11 protein-coding genes and 1 pseudogene are annotated in these 12,326 nt (G+C 45.6%); 4 read left to right on the top strand and 8 right to left on the bottom strand.

Annotated features, from left to right (window positions below; all coding sequences use genetic code 11):
* Position 1 precedes the first annotated feature (1 nt).
* Positions 2 to 916 carry an ornithine carbamoyltransferase gene (gene argF, locus FTT89_RS06530; RefSeq protein ID WP_180006518.1) on the top strand — a complete coding sequence of 305 codons (915 nt, stop codon included), beginning with the start codon at positions 2 to 4 and terminating at the stop codon, positions 914 to 916.
* Positions 917 to 994: 78 nt separating this feature from the next.
* On the opposite strand, the pseudogene FTT89_RS06525 reads toward argF, so the two are convergent.
* Positions 995 to 2,248: pseudogene (locus FTT89_RS06525) on the bottom strand (MFS transporter).
* 358 nt (positions 2,249 to 2,606) lie between these two features.
* Here FTT89_RS06525 and FTT89_RS06520 point away from each other — a divergent pair.
* A complete protein-coding gene (locus FTT89_RS06520; RefSeq protein WP_016658171.1) occupies positions 2,607 to 3,080 on the top strand; it encodes a hypothetical protein in 474 nt (157 codons plus the stop codon).
* Positions 3,081 to 3,163: 83 nt separating this feature from the next.
* Here FTT89_RS06520 and FTT89_RS06515 read toward each other — a convergent pair whose 3' ends face one another.
* From FTT89_RS06515 to rpiA, 7 genes are all read right to left on the bottom strand, one after another.
* Positions 3,164 to 3,517 carry a YnfA family protein gene (locus FTT89_RS06515; protein ID WP_005177718.1) on the bottom strand — a complete coding sequence of 118 codons (354 nt, stop codon included), beginning with the start codon at positions 3,515 to 3,517 and terminating at the stop codon, positions 3,164 to 3,166.
* A 110-nt stretch (positions 3,518 to 3,627) separates the two neighbouring features.
* Positions 3,628 to 5,904, bottom strand: coding sequence for an ATP-dependent Clp protease ATP-binding subunit ClpA (gene clpA, locus FTT89_RS06510; RefSeq protein ID WP_005177712.1), 2,277 nt, complete (start codon positions 5,902 to 5,904; stop codon positions 3,628 to 3,630).
* Positions 5,905 to 5,913: 9 nt separating this feature from the next.
* Positions 5,914 to 6,330: an ATP-dependent Clp protease adapter ClpS gene (clpS, locus tag FTT89_RS06505; RefSeq protein ID WP_035363010.1), complete on the bottom strand. Its 417-nt coding sequence runs from the start codon at positions 6,328 to 6,330 to the stop codon at positions 5,914 to 5,916.
* 18 nt (positions 6,331 to 6,348) lie between these two features.
* Entirely contained in the window at positions 6,349 to 7,095 is a 747-nt protein-coding gene (locus FTT89_RS06500) for a DUF6776 family protein (protein ID WP_075167738.1), read from the bottom strand.
* 79 nt (positions 7,096 to 7,174) lie between these two features.
* Entirely contained in the window at positions 7,175 to 8,230 is a 1,056-nt protein-coding gene (argC, locus tag FTT89_RS06495) for an N-acetyl-gamma-glutamyl-phosphate reductase (protein WP_171525122.1), read from the bottom strand.
* Positions 8,231 to 8,413: 183 nt separating this feature from the next.
* On the bottom strand, positions 8,414 to 9,094 hold the full coding sequence (locus FTT89_RS06490; protein WP_180006519.1) for a M48 family metallopeptidase: 681 nt from the start codon (positions 9,092 to 9,094) through the stop codon (positions 8,414 to 8,416).
* A gap of 110 nt (positions 9,095 to 9,204) precedes the next feature.
* The gene (gene rpiA, locus FTT89_RS06485) at positions 9,205 to 9,876 is read right to left on the bottom strand and encodes a ribose-5-phosphate isomerase RpiA (protein ID WP_005177689.1); all 672 of its coding nucleotides are present in this window, start codon (positions 9,874 to 9,876) and stop codon (positions 9,205 to 9,207) included.
* A 107-nt stretch (positions 9,877 to 9,983) separates the two neighbouring features.
* Here rpiA and ilvA point away from each other — a divergent pair, with 107 nt between their 5' ends.
* Both ilvA and FTT89_RS06475 read left to right on the top strand, forming a co-directional pair.
* On the top strand, positions 9,984 to 11,522 hold the full coding sequence (ilvA, locus tag FTT89_RS06480) for a threonine ammonia-lyase, biosynthetic (RefSeq protein WP_005177685.1): 1,539 nt from the start codon (positions 9,984 to 9,986) through the stop codon (positions 11,520 to 11,522).
* Positions 11,523 to 11,666: 144 nt separating this feature from the next.
* Positions 11,667 to 12,317: a TrkA family potassium uptake protein gene (locus FTT89_RS06475; RefSeq protein WP_005177682.1), complete on the top strand. Its 651-nt coding sequence runs from the start codon at positions 11,667 to 11,669 to the stop codon at positions 12,315 to 12,317.
* Positions 12,318 to 12,326: the final 9 nt, after the last annotated feature.

The following is a 12,326-nucleotide window of genomic DNA, read 5'->3' as shown; positions in this document are numbered from 1 at the left end:
AATGGCTCTACGTCACTTTCTCACTTTACGCGACCTGTCGACTTTAGAACTTAACCAGATTTTGCAACGCGCAATTGAACTTAAACGCAAGCAGCATCAGAATGAAGTTTTCCAACCTTTTATTGGTAAAGTTTTGGGCATGATTTTTGAGAAGTCGAGTACCCGTACCCGTGTATCGTTTGAAGCTGGTATGAATCAGTTTGGTGGTAGCGCAATTTTCTTATCTCCACGCGACACCCAGTTAGGTCGTGGTGAGCCTATTGAAGATTCAGCACGCGTGATTTCAAGCATGCTGGATATTGTCATGATTCGCACCTTTGGACATGACATTGTGGAGCGTTTTGCTTCTTATTCCAAAGTGCCGGTGATTAATGCCTTAACTGACGATCATCATCCATGTCAATTACTGGCCGATATGCAAACCTTCCTTGAGCATCGCGGTCCAATCGAAGGCAAAACCGTGGCCTGGATTGGTGATGGCAACAACATGTGTAACTCGTATATTGAAGCGGCACACATGTGGGGCTTCAAGCTGAAAGTGGCCGCACCTAAAGGTTATGAGCCACAAGAAAAATTCCTGTCTGAATTTGCTCACTGTGTTGAACTGGTCGATTCTGCTGAAGATGCCGCAGTCAATGCCGATTTAATCGTGACCGACGTGTGGGCCAGCATGGGTCAAGAAGAAGAACAGAAAATCCGTGAACAGGCATTTGCCAACTATCAGGTTAATGAACGCCTCATGGATCTAGCGCATCCAGATTGTCTGTTCATGCACTGCCTGCCTGCACACCGCGGTGAAGAAATTTCAGAAAATATGCTGGATCATAAAAATTCTGTGGTTTGGGATGAAGCGGAAAACCGTCTACACGCACAAAAAGCCCTAATGGAATTCCTGATCAACGAGCATTTAAAATAATTGCTAACCGCATCAAGATAAAAAAGCACCGTTCATTCCCGGTGCTTTTTTCGTTTTGATCAAGTCATGAAATCCGGATTAATGATCATCTTTTAAATAGCGCGCTTCACGAGGAATTTGCAGACTATAGAAGAAACAGATCACCAGCATCACAATCACATAGATAAAGAAACTGTTTTCAATACCGGCTGATTTAAACTGTAAAGCCACTGAAGGGGCTGAGCCGCCAAATACTGCATTACCAACCGCATAAGAGAAACCAACACCGAGTGCACGCACATGCGGCGGGAACATTTCCGCTTTTACAATTCCACTGATCGAGGTATACAGACTTAACAGCATCATCAGGAAAATCAACAGCAAGGCCACCATCATGGGTGAATCACTAAAGGCACGCATCCCGATTGCCATAACAGGATAAATGGCAATCGCCATCAGACCACTAAACAGCAGCATCGAATTTCTGCGACCAATCCTGTCTGATAAAATCCCGAAGAATGGCTGCGCCACCATCAGAATAAAAATACAGCCCGTCATGATTAGCCCGACCGTCTGCGAATCAATGCCGATATTGGTCAGATAGGTTTTGGAATAAACCGTAATCACATAGAAACTAAGTGAACCCGCCGAGGTATAGCCCACCACCAGCAAGAAAGTTTTCCAGTGATTTTTAAACAGCTCTTTTAAGCTGCCCGACTCTTCTTTATCGCTGTCTTCATGTGACAACGTTTCTTCCAGACGGCTTCGTGCCAGCAGTGAGGCAATGGCAGCCAGACCACCAATCACAAACGGAATACGCCAGCCGCCATCCTGTAACTGCTGCTCGGTCATAAAACTCAGGAAAATTACACCCAGCAAGCTGGCCAGTAACTGTCCGCCGGTTAAAGTCACATATTAGAACGAGGCAAAAAAGCCGCGCTGACCTTTTAAACCCAGCTCACTCATATAGGTGGCAACCGCACCATATTCCCCGCCAACCGACAAGCCTTGTAACAAACGCACCAGCAACAGCAGGAACGGTGCCGCCATCCCGACTTGGTCATAAGTCGGCAATGCAGCAAACAGAAAGGAACTGAAGGCCATTAGGCAGATGGAAATCACCATGGACTTTTTACGGCCATGTTTATCGGCAATACGTCCAAACAGCCAGCTGCCAATCGGACGCATAAAGAAGCTTGCCGCAAATACCCCCCAGACATAAATGGCCTGGGTAGAACTATCCATGTTCGGTGCAGTCAGCGCTTGGGTAAAGTAAACCGCAAATACAGCATAGATATAGAAATCGAACCATTCGACGAGGTTGCCCGAGGCCGCCCCGATAATTCCCTTAATTCGACTGGCTTTTTCCTGTTTGGTTTAAGCTTGGCCCAAGGTTTATCTTCCTCATTTTTAATTTATTGAAATTTCTCATGTAGAGGCGATAAGCTCTTGCCACATAAGGAGATATTTTTGCTTAGATACAGCATAAGCACGTTGCTAATATAACTTTTAATGGAAACTTCACACAAAAAATAAAATGTAATTTTTAATCAATTTTTTAGTTAAAAAGTCTTTAAAAACAATAATTTATAGATAAATAGATTATATATTTCTTAAATTTATAGAGATAAAGCCAGATCGGATGGTTGCTTATCCGCCCTATTCATGTTGATATAAATGTCTAGAATACAGCTCATAATGTGTGACTCGAATGAACAATAAAATCTATTTGTCGACAGTTTTAGCCCTCGGACTCAGTGCCCTTTCATTCACCAGCCATGCCAGTGAACTGGACCAGTATCTGCAACAAAAACAGATCATTGATGCCGAGTACAAAATCAAGAATACGACCGGACTTAATGAAATTCTGAATATTATTAGTGTGGAAGATTCACGCACCCTGCCGTATCAGGTCGATCAGAATACGATTATTGAACAGATGCAGCTATTTGCAGACCGAGTTGAAGTGAAAGGTTTGATTAGCAGCCCGGATTTCGAGCAGTTTGCTCAGGATGTTGGCCATAGCGAAGTGAAAAAAATCATGAAAAAGAATTTACTGCAGAATTGCGAGATGATTTTTGAGCATCAGTTCCAACGCGTCAATCCCTACCGGATTGAGCTGCAGTTAAGCTCGGCGCAGCAGCAGTATCAGTTACAGCTAAAAAATTCGGAATGTCAATTCTAAACCAACCCGATTAATCACTAACTGCGGTAGTAAATCCTGCCGCAGTAAATTCCCATTTTCAGCCCACAATGACAATAGAAAAATTAACGCACCAGTCCTTGTGGCTGCAAAATAATAATCAGCGCGCCGCACATCACCACCAGACCGCCCAGCAGATCCCAACGGCTCAAACTGACCTGATCAACAAATTTCAGCCACATCAGCGCGGTAAAAATGTAAATTCCACCATAAGCGGCGTAAATTCGCCCTGATGCTGCCGGATGCAAGGTTAACAGCCAGACAAATACCGCCAAGGCCAATACTGTTGGTAACCAGAGCCAATGTGATTTCCCCTGATTCAAAATTAAATAAGGAAAGTAACAGCCCAAAATTTCCGCCACCGCCGTCACCAAGAACAGACAAACCGTGGTCAGAATTTTAGTGATAGAAAAATCCATAAAAACTCACAATACAAGTGACGCGCAGCTTTCCAATAGAAAGGTAAAAAGATAAACCTTAAACAAACAAAAGCCCGTGCGTACACGGGCTTTCATATTCAAGTACAGGATTAAGCCGGTTCAGCGGTTTGATCTTCAAATACTTCAAGTTTCAAACCGGTGGCTTTACCGTTTTCTTTCTTGACAGATACGGCTACATTGCCGCCGTGTTCAGCCAGCTCACCAAATAGGATCATCTCTGCCAGTGGTTTCTTCAGGTGTTCCTGAATTAAACGCTGCATTGGGCGTGCACCCATTAAACGGTCATAGCCATGTTCAGCCATCCACTCACGTGCATCCTGATCTACTTCAAGAATGACTTTTTTCTCATCCAGCTGAGCTTGCAGTTCAGTCAGGAACTTGTCGACCACGCTTTCAATCACGCTGGTCGGCAAGGCTTTAAACTGAATCACGCTGTCCAGACGGTTACGGAATTCAGGCGAGAAGGCTTTTTTCATTGCTTCCTGGTTGTCATTGCTGTTGTCCTGTTCCATAAAGCCAATGCTGACACGAGAAATACTTTCTGCACCAATATTGGTGGTCAGTACCAGCACCACATTACGGAAGTCTGACTTACGCCCGTTATTATCGGTCAATGAGCCATGATCCATAATTTGCAGCAACAGGTTAAACACATCCGGATGGGCTTTTTCAATTTCATCGAGTAGCAGCACACAATGCGGATTTTTATGAATCGCATCGGTGAGCAAACCACCCTGATCAAAACCGACATAGCCCGGCGGCGCACCAATTAAACGGGACACCGCGTGGCGTTCCATGTACTCCGACATATCGAAGCGGACCAGCTCGACACCCAGCAATTTGGCCAGCTGCTTGGTGACTTCAGTTTTACCCACCCCGGTCGGGCCGGCAAATACAAAACTACCCACTGGTTTATCAGGCGATTTCAAACCGGCGCGTGACAGTTTGATGGCAGACGCCAGTGCTTCAATCGCTTCATCCTGACCGAACACCACACGTTTCAGATCACGTTCCAGATGCTCAAGCACAGTCTTGTCATCTTTAGACACCGTTTTCGGTGGAATACGGGCAATTTTCGCCACAATATCTTCGATATTTTCAACGGTAATCAGACGATCTTCCTGTTCATCTTTCAGACGGCGCTGTGCACCGGCTTCATCAATCACGTCAATCGCCTTATCTGGCAAGAAACGGTCATTGATGTATTTAGATGACAGCTCAACCGCAGAAACCAGCGCTTTATCGTCATATTGCACATGGTGGAAATCTTCAAATTTCGATTTCAAGCCACGTAAAATATCAATAGTTTCAGGAATTGATGGCTCATTGACATCAATTTTCTGGAAACGACGCGACAAGGCATGATCTTTCTCAAAGACCTGACGATATTCCTGGAACGTGGTCGAACCGATACAACGCAAAGTGCCATTGGCTAGCGCCGGTTTAATCAGGTTCGAGGCATCCATGGTGCTGCCCATGCTGGAACCGGCACCAATAATCATGTGGATTTCATCAATAAATAAAATCGCTTCCGGCTTTTTCTTTAACGCATTTAACAGCTGTTTCAGGCGTTTTTCAAAATCACCGCGGTATTTGGTTCCGGCCACCAAGGCACCAATATCCAGACTGTAAATTTCTGAATTGAGCAGTGGTTTTGGCGCTTTACCATTCACGATTAACCAGGCCAGACCTTCGGCAATTGAGGTTTTACCCACCCCCGGATCACCGACCAGCAGCGGGTTGTTTTTGCGACGGCGACATAAGATTTGCGCGGCGCGTTCAATTTCTTTTTCACGGCCAATCAGTGGGTCAGTTTTGCCCTTCACCGCTTCATTGTTGAGGTTGGTGGTATACAGCTCCAGTGGACCGCTATTGGCCGAAGTTGAGCTTTCCCCATCGAGTTCTTCAATTTCTTCTTCGGCTTGCGATTCTTCTTTACGCGTACCATGAGAAAGATACTGAGTTAAGGTTAAACGGTTAATTTGATGGCGTTTTAATAGATATACGGCAAAAGAATCCCGTTCCGAATACATCGCAACCAGAATATCTGCGCCTTCGACTGTGCGATCACCACCACTGGATTGCACATGGAAAATTGCTCGTTGCAAAATACGGTCAAAGCTTTCCGTTGGATGCGGTGCCTGATCGCTGTTTTCACCGAGTTTAGGGGTATGTTGTTCTACATATTCTTCAAGTTCTTTGCGCAGCACAATAATATCTGCCCCGCATGCTTTTAGCGCATTTACTGCAGAATCATTGTCGAGCAAAGCCAATAATAAATGTTCTACCGTCAGAAACTCATGTCTCTTTTGACGAGCCATGCTAACAGCCAAACGTAATGATACTTCTAATTGACGACTGAGCATGTAACCCCCTTAGTTTTTAGGCTCAATCTGACAAAGTAATGGATGACCTTGAGATCGAGCGTAATTATTGACTTGGTTTGCTTTGGTCTCTGCGATGTCTCGCGGATAAACCCCTGCAATACCTTTTCCTTCGTAATGTACAGTTAGCATTACTTGAGTCGCTTGGTCAAGATTCATTGCAAAGTATTGTTGTAAAATTTCAATTACAAAGTCCATTGGGGTATAGTCATCGTTCAATAAAACGACAGCGTATAGTGGTGGACGCTTTAATTCAGGCGGCGCCGTCTGTACTGCAATGTCTCCGTCCTCATGCTCATTCGGCTCATCCGTACTTAAACGCGGATTAAAATGCCAGTCCACCATGCCGGACTGCTGAAAAGACTGTTTGATTTCGTTTAAACAAATTGGTCGTTTGTTACTTCGCATAAGAGATTTATTTCACAGTTATTGCGCAGTGGCTTCTGCTTGCGGTATTTCAGAGATAAAGGCAGAAGGCGCTTCAGTGGCTTTTCCACGTGCCCAGCTGAATCGCTTGGTCACAGGGGTACTACCAGTTAAACGCACTTCAATAAATTGCGGACTAAAGCCTTTTGGCATGGTCCAGCGACCGGTCAGGCGCTCGTAATTATCAAAATTGAAATTATTGTCTTCCATAGGCACCACCAGCACCTCGGTGCCCTGAATCAGACGCAGTTCAACATTACCTGAAGCACGGCGCTTATTCGGGCTGATCTGCACCAGATCGAGCTGATATTCATAGGCATTATCGGGTAAAGGTTTAATCCCAATATTCTGGATGGTCAGACTTAAACCACCCCGATCACGCAGCACTTCACGGTATAAATTGCCCATGCCATCGGCCTGGATTTTATCATTACGTGCCTGATTCAGGGCCGCATACAGGTCATTGGCATTGCTGACCGCTACATCACGCTCCTGAACCGCTGCATTCAGGGTTTTATTCAGGCTTTCCAGACGAACTTTCTGTTCCTGTACGACTTCAACCAGCTGCTCTGCATCGGCATCATAACCGACCACAGTCAAACCCTGACGATGCCCCACCGAATAGCCCAAAAAGCCGCTGCCTAACATTAATACAGCTGCACCGAGTACGAGAGGTAAATTGCTTTGCATAAAAGGTTTTTTCGGTGGCGTCGGTTGTGACGTGGTATTGGTATCCGTATTCTGCATCGTCATCTCTTGTTTTGATTGCATTCAAACCACACATTTAAATCGAAATCTAAATGTGTGTGAAGTCGAAAAGCGTTTCTTATGGTAATAGACCAATCACCTCTAGGCCAGCCTGCTCTGCAAAGCCAAACATCAGGTTCATGTTTTGTACCGCCTGACCGGCTGCACCTTTCACCAAATTGTCCTGCGCCACCAGCACCACCAGTTTCTTCGGTTGCGGCTTGTACAGGGCAATACGCAGCTGGTTCGCGCCGCGTACTGAACGCGTTTCCGGTGAGCTACCTACTGGCATTACATCTACAAACTGCTCTTGCGCATAAAACTGTTCATACAGCGCCTGTACATCTGCCGCATCCCCTGCATCGGTCAGGTCAATATACATGGTGCTGAGCATGCCACGAATCATCGGTACTAAATGCGGCACAAACACAATGTGGTTAAACACATCTTTTTGACCAGAAATGTTTTCCAATGCTTCCACAATTTCCGGATGATGACGGTGACCTGCCACCCCATAAGCCTTGAAGTTATCGGCATTTTCAGAGTAAATCATGCCCAGGCTGGCTTTACGGCCGGCGCCGGATACGCCCGATTTGGCATCAATAATAATACTTTCAGGTTTAATCAAGGTTTCAGCAGATTTTAATAATGGTGCCAAACCTAATTGCACGGTAGTTGGATAACAGCCCGGGTTGCCAATCACCTGTGCAGTTTTGATCTGCTCACGGTTCAGTTCAGATAAACCATAGACTGAATCTTTAAGAATCTCTGGGCAGGCATGTTCCATGCCGTACCATTTTTCGAATTGGGCCAAATCCTGTAAACGGAAATCTGCCGCCAGATCAATGACTTTGGTATTGGCCGCAACCAGATCGGCCGCGTGTTTCATGGCAACACCGTGCGGCGTAGCAAAGAACACCACATCACACTGTTTTAAATCTTCAATATTTAAATCTGAATAGCATAAATCGGTATGACCACGCAGACTTGGGAACATATCATCGACACGGCGACCAGCTTCAGTACGTGAGGTTAATACAGTGACCTGTACCTCTGGATGTCGTAGTAAAAGACGTAAAAGTTCAACGCCTGTATAACCTGTACCGCCGACAATACCTACTGAAATCACGTTCATACCTCAATCAAGTGTGCTATGTTCAATAAAGCAGTAGTATGACAGGAAGTTTGTGCTTTCTAAACCTTTTTACTCGGTATTGATGGTTTTTTGTCTTATGTGCCTATTGGATCGATCAGAGTACTGATTTTTCAGAAAAATGAACGAGGAATGGGTGAGTTCAACAAGGATGACCCGGCACCCTCACCCCAACCACCAATACGGCAACTGAAAGCGTTTTAAAAATTGTCGATGCTGCTGAAACTCAGGATCATGCCGCGCCACCTCTGCCCAAAAGCGCGGGCTATGATCAAAATGGCGGGTATGCGCCAACTCATGCACACAGACATAACGACAAATCGCTTCTGGCATTAATACCAGCGCACTATTCAGCATAATATCGTGGCGGGCCGAGCAACTGCCCCAACGGGTTTTCGGCTGGCGGATATTACAGCCGTTAAAGTTCAGCCCAGTATCCAGACTCAACTGTTTTAAATACAGCGGCAAATGCTGCTTGGCATAAGCAATCATAAAGGTTTTTAAATAAGCTTCAGGATGCCGATCACTAATCCACAGCTGTAAAGCAGATTCATCCCAGATAAAATTCTGTTTCTGGCTCTGATAACCAATCTGAATGGGTGTATTGAGATTAAACAGTTGTAATTCAGCAGGCAGGCTCTGATCAACCCGCTGCAACTGGGCCTGTTGCGCTTGCCAGGTTTTTAACAGCCAGCTTTCGGCATCGGCAATAAATTTCTGGATTTGACGATTGCTACAAAAAACAGGCGCCGTGACTTTAATCTGCTGACCATCGACACGTAAACGCAGTCGCGTCGCACGAACATTACGGGTGATTTGAATTTCAGGAAGGTCGGATAATGTCATTATTGTTCTTTTTAGAGAGTCCTCCCCGACCCTCCTTTAATAAAGGAGGGAGAAAAGCCCCTCTTTTTTAAAGAGGGGTTTGGGGAGATTAACTCTTAAAGCTGTTAAGTTTAAATTGCAGTACGCTCTTCGATACCGTTATTGGTTGCAACAATAGCAATATCAGCTTTGTTTAAAGCAAAAATACCGTTACACACCACACCCGGAATATCATTGATGGTTTTTTCCAGTTCCAGTGCATTTAAGATATTCAGGTTATAAACATCTAAAATCACATTGCCGTTATCGGTTACCACACCTTCACGGTACGCCGGATCACCCCCAAGTGCGACCAGCTTGCGTGCCACAGCAGAACGCGCCATTGGAATTACTTCAACCGGTAGCGGGAATTCACGGCCCAACTGTTCAACCCATTTTGAATCATCGACGATACAAACAAATTTTTTCGCAATCGACGCGACAATTTTTTCACGGGTTAACGCCGCACCGCCACCTTTAATCATGTGCATATGACGGTCAATTTCATCTGCGCCATCGACATAGGCATCTAAACCGCCCACGCTGTTCATATCCACGACTTCAATACCCAGCTTTTTCAGGCGCTCTGCCGTTGCTTCAGAACTGGCTACAGCCGCTTCCAATTGCAATTCAGGCAATAAATCGATGAGAAAATTGACGGTACTGCCTGTGCCTACACCCAGAATCCCGCCTTTAGGCAAATGTTTTAAGGCTGCTTTTGCCGCAGCTTGTTTCTTCTCATCTTGGGTTGCATACAGACTCATGACTTCGCTCAACTATTTTTTGACATTTGATGCTGATTTTACAGCCCAAATGTACAGGGGTTTGTTACAATAAACCCCTATTTTAAACTGTTAGATGGAAGATTAACATGCTGTCTCGTTTGGTTCGACAAATTTTACAAGCAACAGTCTACGATGTTGCAATCGAAACCCCACTCGAAGCAGCGCCACGAATTAGTGAACGACTGAATAACAACATCCGCTTCAAGCGGGAAGATTTACAACCGGTCTTTTCTTTCAAACTACGCGGTGCCTATAACCGTATTAGCCAACTACCTAAAGCGCAGTTAGAACGTGGCGTGATCACAGCTTCAGCCGGCAACCATGCTCAAGGCGTGGCTCTTTCAGGAAAAAAACTGGGGATTCGTGCCATTATCGTGATGCCTAAAACCACGCCAGATATTAAAGTACAGGCGGTAAAACGTTTAGGTGGCGAAGTAGTACTACACGGCGATTCGTTTGATGTGGCCAACAAATATGCCATTCAGCGTGCCCAGGATGATGGCATGACCTTCATTCCACCTTATGATGATGAACTGGTCATGGCCGGCCAAGGCACCATCGCCAATGAAATTTTACGTCAATGGCGCGATGTCGATTATGTCTTTGTTGCCGTAGGTGGCGGTGGCCTGATTGCCGGTGTAGCAGCGTACTTGGGTGATGTCGCTCCGCATGTCAAAGTCATTCCAGTGGAATATGATGAATCGGCCTGTCTGAAAGCAGCCTTAGAAGCCGGTGAGCGTATTGTTCTGCCTTCGGTTGGTCTGTTTGCCGATGGAACCGCCGTGGCACAGATTGGTGAAAAACCATTTGATGTGATTCGCCTGCAAAAATCAGACAACTCTGGCCCGATTGTCGAACCGGATGTGGTGCTGGTGAATACCGATGAAATCTGCGCTGCAATTAAAGATACTTTTGATGAAAACCGCAGCATTGTGGAACCATCAGGTGCTATGGCCTTGGCCGGCATCAAAAAATATGTCGAGCAGCATGAGCTGATTGGCAAAAATATCGTGTCAATTGTTTGCGGCGCAAACATGAACTTTGACCGCCTGCGTTATATCGCCGAGCGCACTGAACTCGGTGAGCGCAAAGAAGCGATTTTTGCGGTGACTATTCCAGAACAGAAAGGCTCTTTCCTGAACTTCTGCCGCGCCCTGCAAGGCCGTAATATTACCGAGTTTAACTATCGTGCCAGTGATGCATCGGCCGCACAGGTCTTTGTCGGCATTAGCTTAAAAGGCGGTGAAAAAGAACGTCATGACATCTTTGAGGCCTTGAAAGTGCAATATGATGTTGATGATCTGTCCGATGATGAAGTGGCCAAACTGCACATCCGCTATTTAATTGGCGGTCATGCCGATATTGAAAATGAACGTCTGTTCCGGGTGGAATTTCCGGAGCGTCCAGGCGCCCTGCTGACCTTCCTGGAGCGTTTAGGCCCGACCCATAACATCACCCTGTTCCATTACCGTAACCACGGCGCCGCCGAAGGCCGTGTGCTGGTGGGTCTGGAAGCCAGCGATGCCAAACAGAACCCGGACGGGCTGATTGAAACCCTGGAAAGCATTAGCTATCCATATGCGGAAATTAGCAATAACTTAGGTTATCAGCGCTTCCTGAAATAAAATCTAGTTTAAAAAACCGCCATTTGCTGGCGGTTTTTTATTGGTTTACACAAACACCCTAAGAAAAATGATGTAAATATCCACCTGATCTTTAAAATAAATTTATATTCACGCTAACCATAAAAATGTAATTAGGAACACACTATGGCGCAATTTGCAGTCATTGGCTTAGGCAGTTTTGGTGCCACCGTTGCCACGCAACTGGTCAGCCTGAAACATGATGTGATTGGCATCGATATTAATAAAAAATATGTGGAAAATATTGCCGAGGAAATTACCCATGCCGTGATTGCCGATGCCACCGACGAACACGTGCTACAGGAGCTGAATATCCAGAACTGTGATGCGGTGGTGGTGGCCATTGGTGAAGATATTGAAGCCAGTATTTTATGTGTGCTGCATCTGAAAAATATGGGGCTGGAAAAAATTTATGTCAAAGCCAAGTCCAAAGCCCACCACATGATTCTGACCCATCTGCAGGTCAGCAAAATTATTCATCCGGAAGAAGATATGGGTGTCCGCATTGCCCAGTCACTGAGTTATCCGATGGTCAGCCGCTATATGGCACTGGAAGATGATCACTTTATTGTCAAAGTCGAGGTGACTGAAGCCTTAAATGGCACACGCTATCATGAATTTATCGGTCATGCGCCAGAAGTAAAAACCCTGTTGCATAAACGCGGCAGCGAGATTCAGTTCAGCCTTGATCCGCAGTTAATTATGCAGCAAGGCGATATTCTGGTGCTTGAAGGCCAGGTTGAACAGCTGAAACGCTTATCCAAGCATTTTAAATAGCCATGAATC

It is taken from the genome of Acinetobacter sp. YH01025, from assembly GCF_013420185.1.
GTDB classification, from domain to species: Bacteria; Pseudomonadota; Gammaproteobacteria; order Pseudomonadales; family Moraxellaceae; genus Acinetobacter; species Acinetobacter indicus.
Note: the sequence above shows the minus strand (reverse complement) of the source record. Positions and strands in the feature narration are given on the sequence as shown.

Excerpts from the sequence above, each read along its gene's own strand:
- FTT89_RS06520 (WP_016658171.1), top strand. The coding sequence starts at position 2,607 with ATGAACAATAAAATCTATTTGTCGACAGTTTTAGCCCTCGGACTCAGT.
- clpA (WP_005177712.1), bottom strand. The coding sequence starts at position 5,904 with ATGCTCAGTCGTCAATTAGAAGTATCATTACGTTTGGCTGTTAGCATG.
- argF (WP_180006518.1), top strand. The coding sequence starts at position 2 with ATGGCTCTACGTCACTTTCTCACTTTACGCGACCTGTCGACTTTAGAA.
- FTT89_RS06475 (WP_005177682.1), top strand. The coding sequence starts at position 11,667 with ATGGCGCAATTTGCAGTCATTGGCTTAGGCAGTTTTGGTGCCACCGTT.
- clpS (WP_035363010.1), bottom strand. The coding sequence starts at position 6,330 with ATGCGAAGTAACAAACGACCAATTTGTTTAAACGAAATCAAACAGTCT.
- rpiA (WP_005177689.1), bottom strand. The coding sequence starts at position 9,876 with ATGAGTCTGTATGCAACCCAAGATGAGAAGAAACAAGCTGCGGCAAAA.
- ilvA (WP_005177685.1), top strand. The coding sequence starts at position 9,984 with ATGCTGTCTCGTTTGGTTCGACAAATTTTACAAGCAACAGTCTACGAT.
- FTT89_RS06490 (WP_180006519.1), bottom strand. The coding sequence starts at position 9,094 with ATGACATTATCCGACCTTCCTGAAATTCAAATCACCCGTAATGTTCGT.
- FTT89_RS06515 (WP_005177718.1), bottom strand. The coding sequence starts at position 3,517 with ATGGATTTTTCTATCACTAAAATTCTGACCACGGTTTGTCTGTTCTTG.
- argC (WP_171525122.1), bottom strand. The coding sequence starts at position 8,230 with ATGAACGTGATTTCAGTAGGTATTGTCGGCGGTACAGGTTATACAGGC.
- FTT89_RS06500 (WP_075167738.1), bottom strand. The coding sequence starts at position 7,095 with ATGCAGAATACGGATACCAATACCACGTCACAACCGACGCCACCGAAA.